Below are 22,995 nucleotides of genomic sequence, written 5' to 3'. Positions count from 1 at the left end.
AGCGGCGCGCGCTTCATCGCTTTTGCTTTGTCTACTCGCAAGTCCACTGCTAACACCAAGCCAAAAAGGAAGAGAGGAAACCACCATGAAGAAGTTCGCACTGTGCTCCATGGCGTCGGCGGCGCTCGTGTGCATGTCGGGCGCATCCGCATTCGCGGCGGAACTGACCGTCGTCAATTTCGGCGGCGCGAACGGCGATGCGCAAAAGGCCGCATTCAATCAGCCTTACGAAAAATCATCGAGTAACAAGGTCACGGCCGTCGAATACAACGGCGAGCAGGCCAAGGTCAAAGCGATGGTCGAAGCGAAGCACGTCAACTGGGATGTCGTCGAAGTCGAATCGGGCGATCTGGGACGCGGCTGCGACGAAGGTCTCTACGAAAAGCTGGACTGGTCGAAGATCGCGAAGAAGTCGGAACTCGTCACCGAATCGCCGCAAACTTGCGGAGCCGGCTTCTTCGTCTGGTCGACAGCGCTCGCCTATAACGCCGACAAGCTCAAGGGCGCGCCGGCCGGCTGGGCAGACTTCTGGGACACGAAGAAATTCCCCGGCAAACGCGGCATGCGCAAGGGTGCGCGCTACAACCTCGAATTCGCGCTGATGGCCGACGGCGTCCCGCCGAAGGATGTCTACAAGGTGCTCGGCACGAAAGCCGGCGCCGATCGTGCGTTCAAGAAGCTCGAAGAACTGAAGCCGAATATCCAGTGGTGGGAAGCGGGCGCGCAGCCGCCGCAATTCCTCGTCGCGGGCGATGTCGTGATGTCGACGGCCTATAACGGACGTATCGATGCCGCGCGCAAGGAAGGCAAGAATCTGAAGGTTGTCTGGAACGGCAGCATTTATGACCTCGATTACTGGGCCATTCCGAAGGGATCGCCGAACAAGGATGTCGCGACGCAGTACATCGCATATTCGGTGTCGCAGCAGCCGCAGGAAACGTACGCGAAGAACATCGCCTATGGTCCGGTGAACAAGGCGGCTATCGCGGCGCTCGATCCGAAAATCCAGGCCGACATGCCGAATTCGCCCGCCAACGCGAAGAATGCCGTGCTGCAGGACATGGCGTTCTGGACCGATCACGGCGACGAGCTCGAACAGCGCTTCACGGCGTGGTCGTCGAAGTAAGCGTTTTTTGGTGAAAGCACGGCTGCGTTTCGCGCAATGCGAACCGCAGCCAACGCCAAGCCTTTGCATGGATAGGAGACAGAAAGCGTGAACACCTTGACGATCGCCGCGGACGACACGCGCGAATCGAGCGCGCGACTCAAGCGCGAACTGAAGCTCGTCGATGCGAAAAAGCGCGCAATGGCGCTCGCGCTGATTGCGCCGCTCGCCATTTTTCTGTTCCTGATCTTCGTGGTGCCAATCGGTGCGCTGCTCACGCGCGCCGTGCAGAACCCCGAAGTCGCGAACGCGCTGCCGCACACGGGCGCGGCGCTCGCAAACTGGGATCGCAAAACCGCGCCGCCCGATGCCGCTTATGCCGCGCTCGCGCAAGATCTCACCGCGATACAGGACGGCGAATCGATGGGCGCGCTCGCTCGCCGGCTCAACACCGAGATTCCGGGCTATCGCTCGCTGGTTGCAAAAACTGCCCGCGCGATGCCGCTCGCCGCAGACGACGGCACGTCGCTCGCCGCACCGCAGATTCGGGCGAAGATCGTCGAACTCGACGAGCGCTGGAATGATCCCGCGTATTGGCAGGCAATCGCGAAAAACGCCGGTCGATATTCGCCGTTTTATTTGCTCGCTTCGCTGGATCACCGGCAGGACGGTTTCGGTGACATCGAGCATGCAGGTCCGGATCAATCCATCTATTTGAATGTCTTTGGACGCACGTTCGTGATCGGCGTCGCGGTGACGTTTTTCGCGCTGCTGCTCGGTTATCCGCTCGCGTACTGGATTTCCACGCTGCCCGCGCGCCGTGCCAATCTCGTGATGGTGCTCGTGCTGATTCCGTTCTGGACCTCCGTGCTGGTGCGTGTCGCCGCGTGGATCGTGCTGTTGCAAAGCGAAGGGCTCGTCAACAAGGCGCTGCTCGCGAGCGGGCTGATTGGTTCGCCGCTCGCGCTGCTGTTCAATCGCGTGGGCGTTTATATCTCGATGACGCACATTCTTCTGCCCTTCATGATCTTGCCGCTCTATAGCGTGATGAAGTCCGTGCCGCCGACTTATCAGCGCGCGGCTGTTTCGCTCGGCAGTCATCCGTTCGCGGCGTTTTGGCGCGTGTATGTGCCGCAGACTTATCCGGGCATCGGGGCCGGCGTGCTGCTGGTGTTTATCTTGGCGATTGGTTACTACATCACGCCGGCGCTTCTCGGCGGGCCGAACGACCAGATGGTCAGCTACTACATCGCGTATTTCACGAACGTAACGATCAACTGGGGCATGGCTTGCGCGCTCGGTGCGCTGCTGCTTGCCGCGACGCTCGTGCTTTACGTCGTCTACGGTCGATTCACGCGCTCGAACGTAAGCCTGGGGTAAGACAATGAAACTCGCCAAACCGATGTTCGCGCCGCATACATCCGCTATCGAGCGCATCTGGTATTTCGCATTGCGCCTCATTTGCGTGCTGACGTTGCTCTATCTAATTCTGCCGGTACTTGCCATCGTGCCGCTTTCGTTTTCGTCGAGCACGTTTCTCGTCTATCCCATTCCGGGCTATTCGATGCGCTGGTATCACAATCTCGTCATGTCGGACGAGTGGCGCATGGCGGCAAAGAACAGCTTTATCGTCGCGCCCTCGGCAACGCTCGTCGCGACTATTCTTGGAACGCTCGCGGCGGTTGGATTGACGAAGGCGAATTTCGCCGGCAAGAGCGTGCTCATGGCTGTCCTCATTTCGCCGATGATCGTGCCGGTGATCGTCGTCGGCGTCGGCATGTATTTGTTCTTTGCGCCGCTCGGCATCGCCAATACATATTTCGGGTTGATTCTGGCGCACGCGGCGTTGGGCGTGCCGTTCGTCGTGACCACGGTTGCGGCGACCTTGCAGAACTTCAACATGAATCTCGTGCGGGCGAGTCAGTCGCTTGGCGCAAGTCCGCTGCGGACGTTTTTTCGCGTGACGCTGCCGGTCATTGCGCCGGGCGTGATTTCGGGTGCGCTGTTCGCGTTCGCGACATCGTTCGATGAAGTGGTCGTCACGCTGTTTCTCGCGGGCGCCGATCAGACGACGCTACCGCGTCAGATGTTCACGGGCATCCGCGAGAACATCAGCCCGACGATCGCCGCGTTGGCCACGATTTTGATCGTGTTCTCGACGAGTCTATTGCTGGCGCTGGAGTGGTTGCGGGGCCGTGCGGCGGCGCGTGCAGTTGCGGAGTGATGATCTGCAAGCGGTCCGAGATGGCTCGCCAGATCGAGGCAAAGCATTACCGGCTGAGGCTTCGAGTGGGGCGTCGGCCGCGAAAAGCACTGCAATGCGATGTCGCCGAAGTCGTATATTCAGGTTTCGGTCGGCGATAAGCGAGAGTTCGGTGTGCTTCTTTGAATGTCGACGCTTTATCCGCAATGTTTTCGATAATACGCCAGTCCGCAAGCGTGCCCACGGTTGGCGTGGGGCGCTTGCTGGCTGCGCCTTCGATTGGGCCCGCGACCGCCAAACGACGTGCAGTTTGCTAACGCTGAAGTCGCCTTTCCACCGAGGCGCCGCTTGTAGATATTTCATTCATCGCGCGGCAACTGACTCACAGCGCGCGTAAGAATGTGACGCGATGGTCATGCGACAGCGACAACGGCAACGTGAGACGCGGCACGCGTTGCTTGCCGTCCCACACCGGCTTCATTGCGCCACGCGACAGACCCAAGGATGGCCACTTCTTGCGCGTTGACGCTTCGCCGGCCGTCGATAAAGCCGTCGCTTTCCGGCAGATTCGCATTTAGCGCAACGCGTGGAAGCGCCTGCCCGGCGCATCGGCGCTTCCGGGTCGAAGGACGCGTAAAGCGCCCGCTTACCCGCTTGCCTCATTGCTATTTCGGCCAATTAAGCCGCCAAGGCCGCCACTTCGGAGAACGATCGTACAATACCGGCGGTCCGCGGTCGCAAGCGTCCGGCGCTCAAACCCATGTCCAGCAAGCCTTCGCTTCGCCAGCGCGCGATTATTCGCGGCAACGGGACAGTGTTTTCACCGATGCACTATTTATCGGAATATGCTTAATAGCGTACGTTCTAGGTCGAGTCAAAGCCTGGAACAATGCCATGACAGCTTTTTCGAAAATTGCAGACCCGTGGTCACAGACGGTTCACCTGCTCGAGGCCGCGCCGCACGACGCCGCCCACACCAGCCCCTCGCAAAAAACCGCGCGTATCGAAGATAGTTTCCTCGACCGCCTGACGCGCGACTGGAACCGCGCGCACCCGCATCCGCGCCCGTCGGATGACCGCCTGCCTTTCCCACAGGCAGTCGTGCGCGTGATCGAGCGGCCGTCCAGCGCGACGGCGCTCGTCTACTGGTCGGACCCAGGTACGTGCCACTATGGTTATCAAGGTTGGCGCGCGACGACGGCGAGCGCCGAAGGCATCTGCTCGCTCTCGGGGATGCCGATTCATCGCGGCGATCAGGTGTATCGCCCGTCACAGCGCGATCCGAAACCGCAGAATGCCTCCGCGATGATTCTCGCCGCAGCCATGCCGGCCAACAGCGAGGAAGTCGAATGCGACGTGCACGACTAAGCTGACCGCTCGGTCGCGCAGCGACGACGGCGACGAGTTCCGGCACCCCTGGGTGTCGGGATCGTTGCCGCCTTGCGTCTATTGGTTGCTGTCAGTAACCGACGGTGAAACGCTGCTTGATATGCGCTCCGCTCTCGAATTCATCGAGAAACGCGATTGCAAAGTCAGCGAAAGAGATCCAGCTTCGGCCATTGTTATCGACGAGCAATTCGTCCACGCCGATACGGAATTTGCGCGTGCGCGGACCGTCGACGAATTCCGCCGACGGCGAAACGAACGTCCATTCGAGTTCGCGCTCGCGACGCAGCGCGTCGAGAAATGCCGCGCCCGCGGTTGCCTCCGTGCGGTACATTTCTGGAAAATCGGGCAGATCCAACACGCGCTGGCCCGGCCCGACATAAAGACTCGCCGCGCCGCCCACCACGAGCAAGCGCCTGACGCCCGCGCGTCGAAGCGGCTCGGTGATCGCACTCTCCGACAATGAAGCGAAATGCGCGGCGCTGAAGACGGCATCGTGACCGGCGACGGCTTCGCTTAGCGCGGCCGCATCCGATGCGTCTACATTCTTCGCGGTGACTTCAGGACGCTTGGCGATCTCCGACGTGTTGCGTGCAAGCGCCGTCACCGTGTGTCCGCGCCGCAACGCTTCCTCCAGCAACTTGCTTCCGGCATGTCCGGTCGCGCCAATGATCGCTATTTTGCTCATTGTTGGTTCTCCTTTGTGACACCGCTTTCGCCGGCGATCGAGCCTGCGTTTAACTTACCCCACTTCGCAATAAATCGCTCATTCGCAAGGCGTTTCGCAACGATTCTTCATCATAGTTGCGTCATGCGACGATCTCGTTTTTCGCTGCGTGTTTAGCTACATTTTTCTCGCTAAAAAGGACGCAAGTTTCGAGCCGAAAAACAGATTTGCAAGACAATTCAGAACACGCCTCGTCATAATCAGAACGCACATTCACACGAGCGCGTCGCCCTTACACTGTAGGGCCCCGTGCTCTTGGGAACATGCAACTGCAGCGGTCATCGACGCACCGCGCGAAGCACGCTCATCAAGAGCTTCCATCGATTCGTCAATTTGTCATGTCATTGGTTTATATTGCATTTCCTCGCCGCTCCATTACCGGAAGGAGTTAATCGTGAAGAATCCGCAATTACAGGGTGCCATCGAAGGACGCGACAATCCGTCTGGCGAAACCGCCTACGAGTCGCTTCCGGTCAGTGCCGCGCCCGAAGAGTCCGCCGACGAAAACGGTTATTCCGATGCGCTAGACATTCCGCTCGACTACGGCATCGTCATGGATGCAGTTCGAGACGCAGTGCGCGCAAATCCGTGATCGTTGATTGGCCAAGAAAAAAACGCCCCGCTCGGGGCGTTTTTTTTCGCCTGTTGCGCCTTAGAGGCTTGCGTTGAGCCGCGTCGTAATCGGTCACATTGACCGAAATCAATTCAATCTACAGACATTTTTAAATGCCTCGAAACACTAATGTCAGACAAAAAGATGCATTTTGTCTCAACGCAATTAATAAGAGGATTAACCACTTCCTGTGATTGTCAATCCGTACGAATCAGGCCTGAGTTTTGTCGTTTGATAATATTAACAAGATGGTACACTCTCGCGTCCACGACCGCAGAGCCATAGCGGGCGGGCCTTCGCCCGAGCTTGTCTAAATTTTGTCGAAAAGGCAGGTTTATTCGAATGCTCGAACTGAGCCGCAATCGCATGCCTATTCGCTCAATACGATAAAAAAATGCGCTGATAGTCTTTCCACTGGCGAAAAAAAACCCAGTGGGATACCTTCAGACGTGTTTTATCGACTGGACAAACCACCGGATCGGTGCTCTCTCGCGCAGTTAGACAGTCGCAGCGTTCCAGGTAAAAAGAACCGACCACATTGCAAGAATTCTTGCAGACTCCCTTAGGCCATTCTGAACGGCAACCATGTCAGCTACTTTCGATTACCTCTTCGACCACACGATTTCCAGGCAATGGCGTGGATTTCTTGGCGCGCTTGCCGAGGAGTTCGAAGCGCAGATCGGTCGTGCGGAACTTCGACAGTTGATGCATCGAGTCGGCAGCCGATTCGCCGATGCCCGGCCGCTTCCTCAATGCGATTCGACCGCCGACCTCGCACACGCGCTGAATGTTTTGTGGCGCGATTCGGAATGGGGCTTCGTCGAATTAGCCGACGAGCGCGAGTATCTGAGCATCGTTCACTACTGCGCGCCGTTGCCGGCGTTCGGAGAAAGCGCGCTTGCATGGACACCGGCTTTTCTTGAAGGCGCTTATCAGCACTGGTTGAGCGGTTTGGGCGCGCAAGGGCTTGCTATTTCCCAGGCAAGCGAATTGAGCAGTGATGGTGCAGTCGAGTTCCGGCTCGCGCGCGCCGCAACGAGATAAGCGACGCAACTGAAGCGGCGCTGCAAGGATTCAATCAATTTCAACGACCGCCGTTATATATGAAGGCAACGGCGATATCGACTGTCCATGCAACGGACAGCGCCAAAAATATTGCATCAGGCCAGTTCGACGCAAGGCACGACGAGGATGCGGCAACATGAATACATCACGCGACATCGAAAAGCTGTTCGATCATTTCGGCGGCAATGCAGGCGACTACCAGGAAATCGGCCGCGAAAACGAGGCCAGGAATGCCCGCACGCGCTGGCCGCTCCTGGCCACGCTCGATTTCGCGCAACCGGCCATCCCGGAAATCGCGCCGCGTCGTGATGTGCAGGCGAGTCCGGTGCACAAGCGCGAGTTTGCGGCACAAGCGGATGCCGACCGTGCCACGGCCGCGCCCACGCCAATGCCGATCAATCGCGCCAAGCCGCCGCTTTTCGCGCGTGCGCATCGCCGCACGATTCCGCCCGTCACGCCGCCCGCCGCGCTCGATTCGCTGAGCGCCTCGCGCTTTTCGGCGCTCGCCGACGCCGCGCCGGTTGCCGTCGAGGCGAAGCCCGAAAGCGCGGCACCGATTTCCGATTCCGCTCCAGCGCCTGTCCTTGCGCGTCCGAGCGCGCCGGCGCGGTTTTCGGCGTCGCCCTTCGCGTCTGAACAGGGGAACGCTGGTGCCGTGACACCTCCGGCCATTCTTGCGGCGGAAGCGAGCGGCAGCATCAAAACCGCTTCGAACTCCCTCGCTCGGGAAGGCGCCTCGACCTTCCGCGCTCGCGAAATACCCGCCGCGCTCCACCCGGCTGTGCAGACCCGCACCGGCCCGCGCGAACAGGAAAGCAACGCGCCTTCCATTCTCGGCAAGCTCTTCAAGCCACAAGAGCCACAAGCACCGCAAGCCCCCGAAGGCTCGCTCACCGCGATGTTCGACCGCCTGCGCCAACCGAGCCCGTCATCCGGCGCAACCGATTCCGCGCAGCCGAACCGCGCCCTCTTCGCTGCCCGCGTCACACGCTCATGAAAGTCATCACGGTAGTTTCCGCGAAAGGCGGCGTCGGCAAGACCACGCTCGCCGCGAACCTCGCCTCGGTGCTCGCCGCGCGCCATCGCCGCGTGATCGTCGTCGATCTCGATCCGCAGAACGCGCTGCGCTTGCACTTCGGCATTCCGCTCGACAGCATCGACGGCATTTCGCGTGCAACGCTCGCGGGCGACCCGTGGCAGACCGTGATGTTCGATGGCGTCGACGGCGTCACCGTGCTGCCCTACGGCGCGGTGCTGGAAGACGATCGCCGCCGCTTCGAGGCGCTCGTCGACCAGGACCCCGCGTGGCTCGCGCGCTCGCTCGAATCGCTTGCGCTCGATCTCAACGACATCGTTATCGTCGATACCCCGCCGGGCTCGTCGGTCTATACGCGCACCGCGCTGTGCGCCGCGAACTTCGCGCTCAACGTCGTGCTCGCGGATGCCGCTTCCTACGCCGCGATTCCCGGCATGGAGCGCATGATCGACGCCTACGCCGCGCCGCGTCAGGACTTCGGCGGACAGGGCTACGTGGTGAATCAGGTTGACCAATCGCGCCAGTTGAGCAAGGACGTGCTCAAGGTCTTACGCAACATGCTCGGCACGAAGCTCTTTCCGGGCGTGATCCATCAGGACGAAGGCGTCTCCGAGTCGCTTGCGTGCGACACGACACTCATCCACTACGACCCGCTCTCGCAAGCCGCCGCCGATTTGCGCGCGTGCGGCGACTGGCTTCTCGCCACCGTCGATTCCATGGCCGCTTCGAGGAACGTCGCATGAGCTCCGCCAAGATTCCCTCGCAGGAAACGGAAGTCAGCGTCGCCACGTCGCGGCTGGAACGTTTCGTCGATGCGCGCATCTGGGGCAGCCGCATCCTCACGGTGTTGCTCACGCTGTTCGCGCTGTTCTCGCTCTACTTCGTGGTGACGGTGCCGCTCGCGTTCGGTCAGCAGCTCGCTTTCGCAACCGTTTGCTTTGCCTGCGCGCTCGGCTTCCGGCGTCTGCAAGGCCAGTACGCGACGCTCGTCATGATCATGTTGTCGGTCGTATCGTCGGGACGCTACATGTTCTGGCGTCTGACCGAGACGACCTACTGGGAGCGTCCGCTCGACGCCGCGTGGGGCCTGTTGCTCGTCGCAGCCGAGGTCTACGCCACGCTCGTGCTGCTGCTCGGCTACTTCCAGACCGCATGGCCGCTCAAGCGCAAGCCGCTGCCGCTGCCCGCCGATCGCAACGACTGGCCGACCGTCGACGTCTTCATTCCGACTTATAACGAACCGCTTTCGGTGGTGAAGCCGACCATCTACGCGGCGCTCGCGCTCGACTATCCGACCGACAAGATCGCGATCCACGTGCTCGACGACGGCCGCCGTCCCGAGTTCAAGGCGTTCTGCGAGGAAGTGGGCGTCAACTGGACGATCCGCACGCATAACCGCCACGCGAAGGCCGGCAACATCAACGAAGCGCTCAAGATCACGAAGGGCGAATACCTCGCCATCTTCGATTGCGATCACATTCCGACGCGCTCGTTCCTGCAAATCTGCCTCGGCTGGTTTTTGCGCGACAAGCTCATGTCGATGCTGCAGACGCCGCACCATTTCTTCTCGCCCGATCCGTTCGAGCGCAATCTCGGCACGTTCCGCAAGGTGCCGAACGAAGGCGAACTGTTCTACGGTCTCGTGCAGGACGGCAACGATCTGTGGAACGCGACGTTCTTCTGCGGCTCGTGCGCCGTGCTGCGCCGCTCGATGGTCGAAGAGATCGGCGGCATTGCGGTCGAGACCGTGACGGAAGACGCGCATACCGCGCTCAAGCTGCATCGGCTGGGCTATACCACGGCGTATCTCGCGATTCCGCAGGCAGCCGGACTTGCCACGGAAAGTCTTTCGGGCCACATCGGTCAGCGCATTCGCTGGGCGCGCGGCATGACGCAGATTTTCCGGATCGACAATCCGCTCACCGGCAAGGGCTTGAAGCTCGGCCAGCGGCTGTGTTATCTCAATGGCATGCTGCACTTTTTCTATGGCGTGCCGCGTCTCGTGTTCCTTACCGCGCCGCTCTCGTATCTGTTCTTCGGCGCGCACGTGATCGAGGCGGCGGCGGGCACCATCGCCATCTTCGCGCTGCCGCACATGATGCACGCGAGCATCACCAATTCGCGCATGCAGCGTTCTTTCCGCCATTCGTTCTGGGCCGAAGTGTATGAGTCGGTGCTGGCGTCGTACATCACGGCGCCGACGCTGCTGGCCGTCATCAACCCGAAGCTCGGCAAGTTCAACGTCACGGCCAAGGGCGGCCAGATCGCGAAGGATTACTTCGACTGGGGCATCTCGCGTCCGTATCTGTTCTTGTTGCTGCTGAACCTGCTCGGCTTCATCGCGGGCGTGGTGCATATCGTCATCAACTGGCATATCCGCAGCGAAGTGCAGACCACCGTGCTGAATCTCTGCTGGACCGTCTACAACATGCTGATTCTCGGCGCCAGCGTGGCGGCGGCTAGCGAGCGGCGTCAGGTGCGCAGCACGCATCGCGTGACGATGAAGATGCCCGTCATGCTCAAGTTCTCGACGGGGCGCACGCTGGCTTGCGAGACGATCGACTATTCGGAAGGCGGCGTCGGCGTGAAGCTGCCGAACGACATCGAAGTGCCGATGCACGAACGCGTCACCGTCTCGCTCTTTCGAGGCGACGAGGAATACGCGTTCCCGGCCACGGTCGGCTTCACGGCGAAGGGCCGCGTCGGCCTGCGCTTCTCGCAGCTCACGCGCGAGCAGGAATACGACTTCGTGAAAACCACTTTTGCGCGCGCGGACGCGTGGACCGGCTGGTCCGAAGGACGCCGCCCCGATACGCCGCTGCGCGGCCTTTCGCACGTGCTGCTGGTAGGCACGCGCGGTATCGCGGGGCTTTTCGAGCATCTCTACAGCGACCTTCGGACCTGGACGAGCAAGCGTTCAGTCGACATGAAGAAGCTGAACACCAAAGACCAATAAAGGCACCGGCATGGCGAAGTTGCGTGTTGATCACGATGCGGGCGAGCGCGCGCCGCGTTTTTGCGAACGCCCGCTGGTGCGGGCGCTGGCGTTCCTCGCGGCACTGCAGACCGCGCTTGCCGGCCCGCTCGCGTCCATCGCGGCGGCGGCGGATGCCGTCGCGGCCAACGGTGCGCCGACTCAGCAGGCCACCGGCGTCGGCAGTGTGCCTGCGCCAAGCCCGGCCGTGATCTACAACTCCGCGACGATCGTCCAGCCCGCGCTCGCCATGCCGGTTCCCGCGTTCTCCGGCAAGCCGTCCTCGCCGCTCGCCGCGCGTCTTCCGACTACCGCCGATCCGGGCACGCTCGTTCCCGGCGGCCGTCGTCAGACGCTTACTTTCGTGGACCTCGGCGCGCAGGACCCGCTGCAAATGCGCGGCACCGATGGCCAGAACGGCGTGGCGTTTTCCGTGCGCGGCGACGAAGTCGTGACGGCCGCGGTCCTGCATCTGATCTATAGCTATTCGCCGTCGCTGTTGCCGTCCATCTCGCAATTGAAGGTGCTCGTCAACGGCGAAGTCGCGGCGACCCTGCCCGTGCCGCGCGATCAGGCCGGCACGCTCGTGGCGCGCGATATCGCCATCGATCCGCGCTTCATCACCGAGTTCAATCACCTCAACGTTCAGCTGATCGGCCATTACACGCAGCAGTGCGAGGACCCGTCGAATTCGACGCTGTGGGCGACGGTCAGCAACGCGAGTTCGCTCGATCTCACTTATGCGTCGCTTGCCAGCAAGCCCGATCTCGCCGCGCTGCCCGCGCCGTTCTTCGACCGGCGCGACGTGCGTCGCCTGGAACTGCCGTTTGTCTTCGCGGGCAAGCCGAGCCTGCCCGCGCTCGAAGCGGCGGGCACCGTGGCGTCGTACTTCGGCTCGCTCGCGGGCTATCGCGGCGCGATCTTCCCGGCACAGTCCGATAACGTCCCGCTCGCGGGCAACGCCGTCGTGTTCGCCACCGGCGATGCGAAAATCGCGGGCGTCGATCTGCCGCCGGTTTCCGGCCCGACCATCGCGGTCGTCGAACGCGATGCCGCCGCGCGCGGGCGCTTGCTGCTCGTGATGGGCCGCGACGACAACGAGTTGAAGACCGCCGCGAAAGCGCTGGGTGTCGGTCGCAACGCGTTCTCCGGCACGAGCGCGACGATCACGCAATTCGCCGATCTGCAACCGCGCCGCCCCTACGATGCGCCGAACTGGCTGCCGTCCGACCGCGCCGTGCGTTTCGGTGAATTGGCCGAAGCGCAGGATCTGACCGCGCGCGGTTACGACGCCGACGCCGTGCGCGTGAACCTGCGTGTGCCGCCTGATCTCTTCATGTGGCAGACCAAGGGCGTGCCGGTCGATCTGAGCTATCGCTACACCGTGCGCCCGGCGCCGGACCGTTCGTCGCTCAATATCAGCGTGAACAATGGCTTCGTGCAGTCGCTGCGCATCCCGGCGGTATCGACTTCGACGTTCGATCTCGGCCAGTACTTCAGCCGCGTGATGCCGGACAAGACCGTGGCCGCGCGCCGCGAGGTTTATCTGCCGCCGCTTCTGATCTCGCCGCGCGCGCAGTTGCGCATGCACTTTTACTACGACATTCCGAAGACCGGCGAATGCACCGGCCGTCTGCTCGATAACGTCGTCGGCGCCATCGATCCGAATTCGACCATCGATCTTTCGAGCTTCCCGCATTACATGGCGCTGCCCGATCTGGCCGCGTTCGCCAACGGCGGTTTCCCCTTCACGCGCATGGCCGACTTGTCGCAGACGGCGGTCGTGCTGCCGAACGATCCGAACTCGGCGGACTACAGTCTCTTTCTGCTGGAGATGGGCCGCATGGGGGCGTCGACGGGTTATCCGGTCACGGGCGTCACGGTGACGAGCGCGAACGATGTCGACCGCTTCGCCGACAAGGACTTGCTGGTCCTCGGCTCGCCGGGCCGCCAGCCGCTTCTGCAACGCTGGGCGAAGAACATGCCCTTTTCCGGCGACGGCGACGCGCGCACCTTCCAGCTGAGCGATGTCGCGTTCAAGCTGGTCGACTGGTGGCATGGCGAGCATGGCCCGGAACGTTCTCCGGCGCGCGCCGATCTGTCGCTCGTGAGCTCCAACGGCGACGCGCTTCTCACCGGCTTCGAGTCGCCGTTGAAGAGCGGGCGCAGCGCGGTGGCGCTCATCAGCGCGGCGGGACAGTCGGATGCGGATTTGTCCGCCGCCCTGCTCGACAACGACTTGTTGCCATCCATTCAAGGCGCGATGGCGGTGATTCACGGCCGCACGGTCGCGGTCACGTCCAACGGCGAAGCCTATTACGTCGGCCAGCTTTCGCCCATGCACTACATGCGCTGGGCCTTGTCCGCGCATCCGGTGCTGCTGGTGTTTTCCGCCGTGATCGCCGCGCTCATCATCGCTGCCGTCTTTTATCGTGCGCTGCGCTCGCTCGCCGCACGGCGTCTGAGGGACTGACATGCGGGGTTCAATTTCGAAGGCCGCCGTCGCGGGTGTTCTTGCCGGCGCGGCGTTGAGTTCACAAGCTGCACAGCAATGCGAATGGCCGGCGTATCGGTTGTTCGTCGAGCGCGTCGTGCAGGCCGATGGCAGAGTCGTCGACCATTCCACCGACGCGCAGCAGACCACCTCAGAAGGCCAGTCCTACGCCCTCTTCTTCGCGCTGGTCGCCAACGACCGCGCGACTTTCGACCGTCTGCTCGACTGGACGCGCGCCAATCTGGCCGGCAATCAGTTCGATGCGAACAACGTGCGTCTGCCTTCGTGGCAATGGGGCAAGAAGCCGGACGGCAGCTATGGCGTGATGGACCCGAACTCGGCATCGGATTCGGACTTGTGGATTGCATACGACTTGCTGCAAGCCGGACGGCTGTGGAAGGAGCCGGCTTATACGAAGCTCGGCCAGGCGCTCGCGGCGCAGATCGCCAAGCAGGAAGTGGTCGATCTGCCGGGCCTCGGGCCGATGCTGCTGCCCGGTCCGCAAGGCTTTCGCACAGGCGATGTCACGCGTCTGAACCCGAGCTATCTGCCGCTGCCGCTCCTGCGCGCATTGGCTCGCGACATGCCCGACGGCCCGTGGGCGAAGCTCGCGCAAAGCGCCGCGCGCATGATCAAGATCACCGCGCCGCGCGGCTATGCGCCCGACTGGGCGGCGTATCAAACAAGTCAGAACGGCCAGTTCGTGGTCGATCCAAAAAGCGGCGATACCGGCAGCTACGACGCGATCCGCGTCTATCTTTGGGCCGGCATGACGGCAGCGGGCGATCCGCTCGCGAAGCCCTGGCTCGACGCGCTCGGCGGCATGCGCCAGAGCGTGGCGCAGACGGGATTTCCGCCGGAGAAGGTTTCTTCGACGACCGGTACGGCCAGCGGCGAAGGCCCGCTCTCGTATTGGGGCGCGCTCGCGCCATACTTCAAGGCGCTGAACGACCAGCACGGCCTGGGCCTCGCGCGCACGCATCTCGAAGCACTCGTCGCGCCGCCGGGCGCGGGCCGCGAACCGGTGTATTACGACCGCGTGCTCGGTCTCTTCGGTGGCGGCTTTGTCGAAGGCCGCTATCGCTTCGACGAATCCGGCCGTCTCGTGCCGAACTGGAGAAGCGCATGCTGAAGCGGGCCAGACAACGTACCTTGGCCATCCGCATCGCGGCATTGTTCGCGGCGGCGGCGCCGGCCATCGCCATCGCGCAGACGAGTGCCGATCCGCTCAACGTGTTGATCGACCAGGGCAAATACTGGCAGTCGCACAAGCGCGGCGACCTCGCGGAGCAGGCGTGGCAGAAGGTGCTGCGCCTCGACCCGAAGCAGCCCGATGCGCTCTTCGGCATGGGCATGGTGCTCGCCGATCGCAAGGACGGCAGCGGCGCGCAGCAATATCTCGCGCAACTGCGTCAGGTCGCGCCGAACTATCCGAACATCGACGATCTGGGGCGGCGGCTCGGCGAAACCAGCGCGCGCGATCAGACCGTCAACGACGCGCGCCGTCTCGCGCAGAGCGGACAGAGCGCGTCGGCGGTGCAGGAATACAAGCGTGCCATCGGAGGCAAGCCCGCGACGCCCGAACTTCAGCTCGAGTATTACCAGGCGCTCGCCGCGACGCCGCAAGGCTGGGACGAAGCGCGACGCGGCCTCGAACAGCTCGCGCGCCAGAACGCCGACGATCCGCGCTACACCCTCGCCTATGCGCAGCATCTGACGTATCGCGATTCGACGCGGCGCGATGGCATCGCCCGGCTGGCGGCGTTGTCGAACGACAGCACGGTCGGCGCGCAGGCGAAGAAGAGCTGGCGGCAGGCGCTGCTGTGGCTCGGCGCGCGCGCATCGGACGCACCGCTGTTTCAGGCGTATCTGCAAGGTTCGCCCGACGATGCCGCCGTCAAGGCGCGTTTCGATTCGATGGTGCTGCAGGACAAGGAAGCACGCGAACGCGCGCAGGCGGGCGCAGTCGTCGATGCACGCGGTCGCACTGTCGCAGAAGGTTTCGCTGCCGTGGATCGCGGCGATCTGGCCGCGGCGCAGGCGCGCTTCTCGTCGGTGCTCGCCAGCGATCAGAACGATGCCGACGCGCTCGGCGGCCTCGGCGTCATCGCGCTGAAACAGGAGCGTTTCGCGGAAGCGCGCAGCTATCTCGAACGCGCGTCGCGGGCCGGCAATCCGGCGCGCTGGAAGGACGCGCTGACGAGCGCGACGTACTGGACCTATACGAGCGATGCCATCGGCGCACGCAGCAACGGCGAGATCGCGAAGGCCAAGGCGCTTTTCGAACGCGCCATCGCGACGAGTCCCGCCGATGTCACCGCGCAGACGCTGCTCGGCGAAATGCTGCTGGCGAATGGCGATCCGAAGGGCGCGGAAGCGGCGTACCGCATGGCGTTGCGGCGTCAGGCGGACAATCCCGATGCCATTCGCGGACTCGTCGGCGCGCTCGCGGCGCAGGGACGCGGCGATGAAGCGCTCGAGTTCGCCAACAAGCTGAACTCGGAGCAACAGGCGAAAGCCGGCGGCATCAACAAGCTGCGTGGCGATGCGCAAGCCGCGCAGGCACGCGCCGCCGAAGCACGCGGCGATCTGGGTACGGCGCGCAGTCTCTTCGAGGACGCGCTGCTCAATAGCCCCGACGATCCGTGGCTACGGCTCGACCTCGCGCGCATTTACGTGCGTCAGGGCGCGGTCGGCAATGCGCGCAGCATGATGGACGGCTTGCTCGCGGCGCACCCCGACATGACCGACGCGCTCTACGCGAGCGCCCTTCTGTCCGCCGAAACACAGGACTGGTCGACGGGTCTATCGCAACTGGACCGGATTCCTGCCGCGCAGCGCACGCCGGCGATGGGCGCGTTGCAACATCGTCTGTGGGTGCATCAGCAGACCGAACTCGCGACGCGCGCCGCCGCGGCCGGTCAGCGCCAGCAGGCCTATGCGATTCTGCGTCGCGCCGAGCCGCTTGCTGCCGGCAACGCGGAACTGACGGGCGCGGTGGCGTCGGCGTATCTGAAAGCGGGCGATGCATCGCGCGCACTCTCGCTCACGCGCGGCGCGATCGCCAATTCGCCGAACGATCCCGGTCTCTTGCTGCAATACGCGGGCATTCTCTCGCAGACCCAGCAGGACGCCGAACTCGGTTCCGTGATGCGCCGGCTGCAGTCGATGCCGCTCACCGCGCAGCAACGCGCCGACTTCAACAATCTGAACGTCGGAATCGTGATCGCGCGGGCGGACAACGTGCGCCAGAGCGGCAATCTCGCGGCGGCTTACGACGTGATCGCACCTTGGCTCGCCGCGATGCCCGACAACGCCGACTTGCAGGCCGCGCTCGGCCGCATGTACACCTCGGCGGGCGACGACCGCAGCGCGCTCAACTGCTATCGAACTGCGCTCGCGCGCCGTCCGGACGACGTGAATCTGCAAGCCGCCGCGATGTCGGCCGCCACCGGCGTGCGCGATTTCAAGCTGGCGGAGACGCTCGCCAAACAGGCGTACGACACCGCGCCGAACGATCCGGGCGTGCTTGCATCGATCGGGAGGATGTATCGGGCAGAAGGCAAGCTCGATCTCGCCGCGCAGTTCCTGCAGCGCTCGCTGCTTGCGGCCAATACGCCGCTCGCGCCTGCTTCCGGTCAGCCGGCGAGCAACCTGCCGCGCGACTGGCAGACCGCGATGAGCCGTATCGGCACGATGCCGTTGCCGGGCACCAATCCATTCGAAGGCAAGACCGCCGTCGATACGGCGCCGTCCGCGCTTGCCGCCGGATCGAATGCGTTTCCGGGGTATCGCCAGAACATCACACCGACTTATTCGCAGCCCGTGCCGAACTATTTGCCGCCTCCTCAGACCGTGCCTTATTCCGCGCCTTATGTGAGTCCTTATAACGGCGCGCCGGGGGCGCCTGCCAATGTGCCTCGTCCGGTTGCGGGCGGTGGGTATGGCGGTGCGGCGGATGGGTCGGGGGAGTCGGGTGGCGGGGTCGTCCCTGTCAGGGTGCCGCGTCCGGTCGAGGGCGGCTATGGTCCCGACAGTTATGGCTCGGGGCAATCCGGTGCGCCGTTGCAGCCGTACCCGGGACAGGATCAGGGCGCGGGTGGCGCGCAGCAGGCTTATCCGGGTCAGCAGACTCAGTATGCGCAGCCGGCTTCGTATCCTCAGCAAGCGCAGTACGCGCAACCCGCTTCATATCCGCAACAAGGTCAATACGCGCAGCCCGCGCCGTATCCGCAGCAAGCGCCGATGTATCAAGGCGCGCCGTCTGCCGCTCAGGACGCGTATAACAGTTCGCCCTGGCCGATGTCGCCCGCGGCGCAAGCCGCGCAGTCGGAAGCTTATGCGCCGCAAAGCGCGAGCACTCGGGCGGGTACATCGACGGCGAAGCGCTCGGCATCGCGTAAAGCCGCCAACGCGCCGCAGCAGCTGCAGTACGCGCAGGCGTCGTATGGTCAGCAGGCTTATGCGCAGCAAGGCTATCCGCAGCAGCAATATCAGCCGCCGTATCAGCAAGCGTATCCGCAGCAAGCTTATGCGCAGCAGCAATATCAGCAGCCCTACCCGCAGCAACAGTATCCGCAACAGCAATATCAACAACCCTATCCACCGCAATACGCCCAGCAACAGTACGTGCCGCAACCACCCGCCGGTTACGCGCAGCCGTATTATCCGCAAGCCGCGCAAGCCGGGCAGCGCGCCGCATCCGCCGCCACGATGAACACAGGCGGCATGCCCGCGCCCGTCGCGAATCCGCAGACGGCAGGCGTCGCCGATGAACTCGCGCAGATCGAGCGGGAACAGGCCAGCACGGTGTCGGGCGGGATCATCTTCCGCAATCGCAACGGCGAAGACGGTCTCTCGAACCTCACCGATATCGAAGCGCCCATCGAAGGCCGCATCAAGGCCGGCAACGGCCACGTGATCGTGCGGGCGACGCCCGTCACGCTCGACGCCGGCACCGCCAGCAGCGAGCAGAACACGCTCGCGCGCTTCGGCTCCGGCATCAACGCGATCGCTCCGGCCGCCGGCAACCAGTATGGCTCCCAGACGGCGACCGGCGTGGGACTCGCGGTCGGTTACGAGAACCGCAACTTCAAGGGCGATGTTGGCACGACGCCGCTCGGCTTTCGCGAGACCAACGTCGTCGGCGGTTTGCAGTATCAGAACGCCATCACCGATAAAGTCTCGTACTCGCTCGCCGTCGCACGACGCGCGGTCACGGACAGCCTGCTGTCCTATGCCGGCGCGCGCGATCAGCTTGCGGGCGCGACCTGGGGCGGCGTGACATCGAGCGGTGCGCGCGGCGACCTCGCCTGGGACGACGGCACGAGCGGTGTCTATGTCAACGCGATGTACCAGTTCCTCGACGGCAAGAACGTCGCCACGAACAACGCGGTCAAGGGCGGCGGCGGTGTGTACACGCGCATCATCAAGGACGCGGATCAGGCGCTGACCATCGGCGCGAATACCACCTTGATGCACTACGACAAAAACCTTTCGTACTTCACCTACGGACAAGGCGGCTACTTCAGTCCGCAGCAGTACGTCATTCTCAACTTTCCGGTCGAATACATGGGCCGCACCGGGCTTTTCACATACGACCTGAAGGGCTCGATCGGCGTGCAGCATTATCGGCAGGACGCGTCGAACTACTTCCCGACGGAGCCGAATTATCAGGCGGCGTTCGCGGCGGCCAACCTTGCACCGGATGCCGGCGCGGTCTATCCGAGCCAGAGCAAGACGGGCGTGTCCTACTCGCTCAACGCGACGGGCGAATACCAGCTTGCGCCGCAACTCGCCATCGGCGCGACGGCTTCGTTCGGCAACGCGTATCAGTATCGCGAATGGCTCGCTGCCGTGTACGTTCGATACAGCTTCACGCGGCAAACCAGCGTGCAGCCGCTCTTCCCGCCGGAGGCTTTCAGCTCGCCGTATTTGTCGTTCGCGAATTGATGCGGACTCGACGCCATGCGCCTACGTTGCGGTGCATGGCGCATCGAAATTGCATGACGCTGCCTCACATCGTTGCTCCTCCTGGAACCCGCCGCGCGCTTTGCTGCACTGCGTGACAGACTTGTCTGACGACGCGCGAGAGAAAGCGCACAATGTCGGGACTTCGCGCTCAAGGCCGCGAGGAGGAGGAGCAACATGACCGCCATCACCTGGGTTCTGGCCGCCGATGACAGCCGTGCCCGGATCTTCGAAACCAGAGGGCTCAAGCTTGACCTCAGGCAAATCGAGGAGCTTCGTAACCCGGCGCCTCGCGCCCCGCAGTCCAATGAACGCGACCGGCAATTCGCCCGAACCGTTGCCGAAATGCTCGAACGCAGCCGTGTGAATCATCGCTTCGATCGCTTGCGGCTGGCAGTGGAACCGTGTTTTCTCGGCACCTTGCGTGAGTATCTGAGCATCGAGATTCAAAAGCTCGTCCATGAAGATGCCAGCGAAGACTCAGCCGGCATGAGCGCGCGCCGCCCCTTCTGACGGCGCGCGCTCATGCCGACATCTGTGAACAAATGTTGAAAGTCCTTACAACGGCATACTAAGGGTCAACGAAAGACCCAAGCGCACGTTGATTCCGCAACGCGAGCCATCCGGCTTGCGGTCATGGAATCAGGAGCGCTTTAAATGAAGAAGATTTTCGCCGCGATCGTCATGGCTTCGCTGTCGCTGAGCGCGTTCGCCGCGCACGACAAGCACGACAAGCACGACAAGCATGAAAAGCACGAGTACCGTCACGAAGAGCGTCACGACGAGCGCCGCGTCGATTCGCGTCGTCACGACGAACGCCGTCCGGACGCACGCCGTCGGGACGAGCTTCACGCCGACAACCGCGGCATGGAGCAGAATCGCGACCACGAGCACGCGCCGATGCAAGCACCGGAACACGGCGCTTTCCCGCACTAAGCCGTAACGGCAAGAAGTCGCGCCTGAGTTTCCGGCGCGGCTCAATGAACCTCTGCATTGCCGGCGCCACGCTCGCCACGATCACGGCTCGCGTACCCCGCGCGTGCGCCGACCGAAGTGAAGATGCCCGCCTTGTCGGACAGACGCACCAGTTCCGCGAGCGAATGCGCTTCCATCTTTTCCATCACACGTGCGCGATGCACCTTCACGGTCTTTTCGACGGTGCCGAGTTCACTCGCCACCTGCTTGTTGAGCCAGCCGTTCACCACGAGTATCAGCACTTCGCGTTCGCGCGGCGTGAGTCGTTCGATACGGCGTTGAATTCCGGCCATTTCATCGCGGCTGACTAGCGCCGCGGCCGAACGAAGCAGCGCGGCATCGATTGCATTGAGCAAGGCCGTATCGCCAACGGGCTTTGACAGAAAATCCGTCGCGCCCGCTTTCATGGCGCTCACCGTCATCGGAATATCGCCGTGACCGGTGATGAAGATGATCGGCAAGGTCTCGCTCGTGTTGCATAACGCGCGCTGCAGGTCGAGTCCGCTCACGCCCGGCAACTGCACATCGAGCACGAGACAGGCGGGGTCCGCCCGCTTACGCGCGCGATCGAGAAACGCTTGTGCCGACGCAAACGCCTCCACGCGATAACCCGCCGCGCCCACTAGACGCTCGAGCGCGCGGCGCACGGAAGCATCGTCGTCGACGATAAAGACTTCGCTCATGGCGCGGTCCTTACGTGATCCCGAATCGGCAACCTGAAATGAAACGCCGCGCCATGTCCGCTGTTGCTCTCCGCCCAGATGCGCCCGCCGTGCATCTCCACGATAGTGCGGCTGATGGAAAGCCCAAGCCCGAGACCATCGCGCTTCGACGTATGAAACGGCTTGAAGAGTTCGTCCGTGAAAGCAGCGGGCAAGCCCTCGCCTTCATCACGCACGGTGACTTGCAGCCACGCATTGCCATCACGCGCAGCCGATACGGTCACGACGCGCTTGCCGGTGCAATCGTTCATCGCGTCGAAGGCGTTCAGCAGCAGGTTCAGCACGACCTGTTGCAGCTGAATCTTGTCGCCGTGGATCTGCGGCAAGTCGGGCGCCAATTCGAGCACGACGCGAATGCCGCGCACGATGGCGTCGCTATGCACGAGCAACGCGACATCGCCGATCACGCCAGCCATCGACAAGGGCGCGACTTCCAGCTCGCCCTTTTTCACGAGCGCGCGAATGCGTCGCAAAATCTCGCTCGCACGATTGTTGTCGGCGACGAGATCGCGCAGAATCTCGCGCATTTCGTCGAGGTCGATCGGCTCGCGGCTCATGAAGCGCTGCGCCGCCTGCGCGTTGCTGAGTATGGCTGTGAGCGGCTGATTCAATTCATGCGCAAGCGATGCTGCAAGTTCGCCGAGCATCGACACGCGCGTCATATGCGCCAGTTCCTGGCGATTGCGCTGCAGCTCGTAACGGTCCGTGCGGTCGATGACCACCGCAAGCGTGAGGCAGGCGTCGCTGCCGTGCATCGCGTTGAGGGCGACATCGGCCAGAAACTGCGTGCCGTCCTTGCGGCGTGCGAAGAGTTGCGCGACGGTCGTGCCAATATCGTCAGGCTGCTGCAGGCTCGCCATCTGCAAGCCGGGCACGACGAGCTCCGCGAGTTCGCCGATCAGCTCGCAGCGCGCATAACCGAGCAGCTTTTCGGCGCTGCCGTTCACGAACTCGATACGGCCATCGGCTTGCAGAATCAGGATCGCGAGCGGAAGGCATTCGAGCGTATCGCGCAAGGACGAATTGGGTTCGATGCTCGCGGGCACTGCAATGGCTTGCGATGCGGCACCATGCGCATGCCGCTTGAACGGCGGCACGGAGAACAGCGAGCTGAAACGAAGCGAGAGCGACGCGCGCGCCACCCGGATGTCCCGCGCCGGCGCGCGCTTGCCGAAGGGCGCGAGCGTCAGTCCCATCAACGCGGCCGCGAAGGCCGCTGTGGCGTGCACGATAGCCATGACCCCGTGCTCCTGTCAGTCCGTCGCCCGTTACAAACGCGGCGGCGTGAAATGGCATGCAGGACGTAGGCGATGCCCCGGCATTTGCCAAGCGCGTCGCTACTTTCTTCTCTTGCCGATCAAGGTCGCAGCGCCAACCCGCCATCTGCAAGGCGCAGCGCGAATGTTGCGTTCACCGAAAACCTCGATCGTCAAGGCTTCGTCCAAGCAATACCACAACCGCACCGCGCGGGCACGTCCCGTGCGTTCGAGATGCGTTGAAAACGAATCAACGAACGCAACCATCAGGCAAACGCCATGAAGAACCCTTTTCTGAGCATGTGGTTGTCCGGCGCCAATGCCGTGGCCGGATCGGTGCGCGGCCACGCAACGGCGGCCGCCAGGCGACAGACGAAAACGGCGACGCGCCGCAGCCAGAAGCAAGTAGCCGACTTCTGGACCGCCGCGCTCACGCCACCGAAAGCCACCAGGAAAAAGCGCCGCTGAT

The 22,995-nt window shown here is 63.0% G+C and carries 18 protein-coding genes and 1 pseudogene; 15 read left to right on the top strand and 4 right to left on the bottom strand.

The genetic code is table 11. The features are described from left to right. Window positions 1-85: 85 nt before the first annotated feature. The 3 genes from NCR98_RS15385 to NCR98_RS15375 all read left to right on the top strand — a co-directional run bounded on the left by NCR98_RS15385 (window position 86) and on the right by NCR98_RS15375 (window position 3,329). A complete protein-coding gene (locus NCR98_RS15385; protein WP_250466692.1) occupies window positions 86-1,126 on the top strand; it encodes an ABC transporter substrate-binding protein in 1,041 nt (346 codons plus the stop codon). Between the two features lie 87 nt (window positions 1,127-1,213). Continuing rightward, complete coding sequence (locus NCR98_RS15380) at window positions 1,214-2,485, top strand: ABC transporter permease (protein ID WP_250526590.1); 1,272 nt, start codon at window positions 1,214-1,216, stop codon at window positions 2,483-2,485. Window positions 2,486-2,489: 4 nt separating this feature from the next. Further along, entirely contained in the window at window positions 2,490-3,329 is an 840-nt protein-coding gene (locus tag NCR98_RS15375) for an ABC transporter permease (protein WP_250526589.1), read from the top strand. Window positions 3,330-3,711: 382 nt separating this feature from the next. Here NCR98_RS15375 and NCR98_RS15370 read toward each other — a convergent pair. Then, window positions 3,712-3,835: pseudogene (locus NCR98_RS15370) on the bottom strand (2-oxo acid dehydrogenase subunit E2); the annotation flags it as partial. Window positions 3,836-4,202: 367 nt separating this feature from the next. On the opposite strand from NCR98_RS15370, the gene NCR98_RS15365 reads away from it, so the two are divergent. Beyond that, window positions 4,203-4,676: a DUF3331 domain-containing protein gene (locus tag NCR98_RS15365; protein ID WP_250466687.1), complete on the top strand. Its 474-nt coding sequence runs from the start codon at window positions 4,203-4,205 to the stop codon at window positions 4,674-4,676. Window positions 4,677-4,767: 91 nt separating this feature from the next. Here the strand turns inward: NCR98_RS15365 and NCR98_RS15360 are convergent, their stop codons facing one another. Continuing rightward, entirely contained in the window at window positions 4,768-5,382 is a 615-nt protein-coding gene (locus tag NCR98_RS15360; protein ID WP_250526588.1) for an NAD(P)-dependent oxidoreductase, read from the bottom strand. Window positions 5,383-5,815: 433 nt separating this feature from the next. Between NCR98_RS15360 and NCR98_RS15355 the strand changes: the two genes are divergently transcribed. The 10 genes from NCR98_RS15355 (at window position 5,816) to NCR98_RS15310 (ending at window position 20,509) form a co-directional block, all read left to right on the top strand. Next, window positions 5,816-6,013, top strand: coding sequence for a hypothetical protein (locus tag NCR98_RS15355; protein WP_244828575.1), 198 nt, complete (start codon window positions 5,816-5,818; stop codon window positions 6,011-6,013). A 606-nt stretch (window positions 6,014-6,619) separates the two neighbouring features. Next, window positions 6,620-7,078 (top strand): cellulose biosynthesis protein BcsD, encoded by a 459-nt coding sequence (gene bcsD / locus NCR98_RS15350; protein ID WP_250466685.1) that lies wholly within the window; start codon window positions 6,620-6,622, stop codon window positions 7,076-7,078. Between the two features lie 157 nt (window positions 7,079-7,235). After that, the gene (gene bcsP / locus NCR98_RS15345; protein ID WP_250526587.1) at window positions 7,236-8,096 is read left to right on the top strand and encodes a cellulose biosynthesis protein BcsP; all 861 of its coding nucleotides are present in this window, start codon (window positions 7,236-7,238) and stop codon (window positions 8,094-8,096) included. Then, window positions 8,093-8,878, top strand: coding sequence for a cellulose biosynthesis protein BcsQ (gene bcsQ / locus NCR98_RS15340; RefSeq protein ID WP_250466681.1), 786 nt, complete (start codon window positions 8,093-8,095; stop codon window positions 8,876-8,878). Before bcsP ends, bcsQ begins: the two co-directional genes overlap by 4 nt. Then, window positions 8,875-11,091, top strand: a complete 2,217-nt coding sequence (gene bcsA, locus NCR98_RS15335; RefSeq protein WP_244828583.1) for a UDP-forming cellulose synthase catalytic subunit — start codon at window positions 8,875-8,877, stop codon at window positions 11,089-11,091. The genes bcsQ and bcsA overlap by 4 nt, the downstream gene beginning before the upstream one ends. A gap of 10 nt (window positions 11,092-11,101) precedes the next feature. Continuing rightward, window positions 11,102-13,582 (top strand): cellulose biosynthesis cyclic di-GMP-binding regulatory protein BcsB, encoded by a 2,481-nt coding sequence (gene bcsB / locus NCR98_RS15330; protein WP_250466679.1) that lies wholly within the window; start codon window positions 11,102-11,104, stop codon window positions 13,580-13,582. Window position 13,583: 1 nt separating this feature from the next. After that, entirely contained in the window at window positions 13,584-14,735 is a 1,152-nt protein-coding gene (gene bcsZ / locus NCR98_RS15325) for a cellulose synthase complex periplasmic endoglucanase BcsZ (RefSeq protein WP_244828587.1), read from the top strand. Beyond that, window positions 14,729-19,555, top strand: coding sequence for a cellulose synthase subunit BcsC-related outer membrane protein (locus NCR98_RS15320; protein WP_250526586.1), 4,827 nt, complete (start codon window positions 14,729-14,731; stop codon window positions 19,553-19,555). The genes bcsZ and NCR98_RS15320 overlap by 7 nt, the downstream gene beginning before the upstream one ends. Window positions 19,556-19,750: 195 nt before the next feature. Beyond that, window positions 19,751-20,086, top strand: a complete 336-nt coding sequence (locus tag NCR98_RS15315; RefSeq protein WP_250526585.1) for a host attachment protein — start codon at window positions 19,751-19,753, stop codon at window positions 20,084-20,086. Between the two features lie 144 nt (window positions 20,087-20,230). After that, a complete protein-coding gene (locus NCR98_RS15310) occupies window positions 20,231-20,509 on the top strand; it encodes a hypothetical protein (RefSeq protein ID WP_250526584.1) in 279 nt (92 codons plus the stop codon). Between the two features lie 41 nt (window positions 20,510-20,550). On the opposite strand, the gene NCR98_RS15305 is transcribed toward NCR98_RS15310, so the two are convergent. Continuing rightward, on the bottom strand, window positions 20,551-21,231 hold the full coding sequence (locus tag NCR98_RS15305; protein WP_250526583.1) for a response regulator transcription factor: 681 nt from the start codon (window positions 21,229-21,231) through the stop codon (window positions 20,551-20,553). Next, complete coding sequence (locus NCR98_RS15300) at window positions 21,228-22,508, bottom strand: sensor histidine kinase (protein ID WP_250526582.1); 1,281 nt, start codon at window positions 22,506-22,508, stop codon at window positions 21,228-21,230. The genes NCR98_RS15305 and NCR98_RS15300 overlap by 4 nt, the downstream gene beginning before the upstream one ends. A 297-nt stretch (window positions 22,509-22,805) precedes the next feature. On the opposite strand from NCR98_RS15300, the gene NCR98_RS15295 reads away from it, so the two are divergent. Beyond that, the gene (locus tag NCR98_RS15295; protein WP_244828599.1) at window positions 22,806-22,994 is read left to right on the top strand and encodes a hypothetical protein; all 189 of its coding nucleotides are present in this window, start codon (window positions 22,806-22,808) and stop codon (window positions 22,992-22,994) included. Window position 22,995 lies beyond the last annotated feature (1 nt).

This window comes from Caballeronia sp. GAWG2-1 (genome assembly GCF_023631405.1).
Classification (GTDB): Bacteria; Pseudomonadota; Gammaproteobacteria; order Burkholderiales; family Burkholderiaceae; genus Caballeronia.
The sequence above is the reverse complement of the archived record's forward strand: the minus strand, read 5'-3'. Positions and strand labels throughout refer to the sequence as shown.

Excerpts from the sequence above, each read along its gene's own strand:
- NCR98_RS15385 (WP_250466692.1), top strand. The coding sequence starts at position 86 with ATGAAGAAGTTCGCACTGTGCTCCATGGCGTCGGCGGCGCTCGTGTGC.
- NCR98_RS15375 (WP_250526589.1), top strand. The coding sequence starts at position 2,490 with ATGAAACTCGCCAAACCGATGTTCGCGCCGCATACATCCGCTATCGAG.
- NCR98_RS15365 (WP_250466687.1), top strand. The coding sequence starts at position 4,203 with ATGACAGCTTTTTCGAAAATTGCAGACCCGTGGTCACAGACGGTTCAC.
- NCR98_RS15360 (WP_250526588.1), bottom strand. The coding sequence starts at position 5,382 with ATGAGCAAAATAGCGATCATTGGCGCGACCGGACATGCCGGAAGCAAG.
- bcsD (WP_250466685.1), top strand. The coding sequence starts at position 6,620 with ATGTCAGCTACTTTCGATTACCTCTTCGACCACACGATTTCCAGGCAA.
- bcsP (WP_250526587.1), top strand. The coding sequence starts at position 7,236 with ATGAATACATCACGCGACATCGAAAAGCTGTTCGATCATTTCGGCGGC.
- bcsQ (WP_250466681.1), top strand. The coding sequence starts at position 8,093 with ATGAAAGTCATCACGGTAGTTTCCGCGAAAGGCGGCGTCGGCAAGACC.
- bcsA (WP_244828583.1), top strand. The coding sequence starts at position 8,875 with ATGAGCTCCGCCAAGATTCCCTCGCAGGAAACGGAAGTCAGCGTCGCC.
- bcsB (WP_250466679.1), top strand. The coding sequence starts at position 11,102 with ATGGCGAAGTTGCGTGTTGATCACGATGCGGGCGAGCGCGCGCCGCGT.
- bcsZ (WP_244828587.1), top strand. The coding sequence starts at position 13,584 with ATGCGGGGTTCAATTTCGAAGGCCGCCGTCGCGGGTGTTCTTGCCGGC.
- NCR98_RS15320 (WP_250526586.1), top strand. The coding sequence starts at position 14,729 with ATGCTGAAGCGGGCCAGACAACGTACCTTGGCCATCCGCATCGCGGCA.
- NCR98_RS15315 (WP_250526585.1), top strand. The coding sequence starts at position 19,751 with ATGACCGCCATCACCTGGGTTCTGGCCGCCGATGACAGCCGTGCCCGG.
- NCR98_RS15310 (WP_250526584.1), top strand. The coding sequence starts at position 20,231 with ATGAAGAAGATTTTCGCCGCGATCGTCATGGCTTCGCTGTCGCTGAGC.
- NCR98_RS15305 (WP_250526583.1), bottom strand. The coding sequence starts at position 21,231 with ATGAGCGAAGTCTTTATCGTCGACGACGATGCTTCCGTGCGCCGCGCG.
- NCR98_RS15300 (WP_250526582.1), bottom strand. The coding sequence starts at position 22,508 with ATGGCTATCGTGCACGCCACAGCGGCCTTCGCGGCCGCGTTGATGGGA.
- NCR98_RS15295 (WP_244828599.1), top strand. The coding sequence starts at position 22,806 with ATGAAGAACCCTTTTCTGAGCATGTGGTTGTCCGGCGCCAATGCCGTG.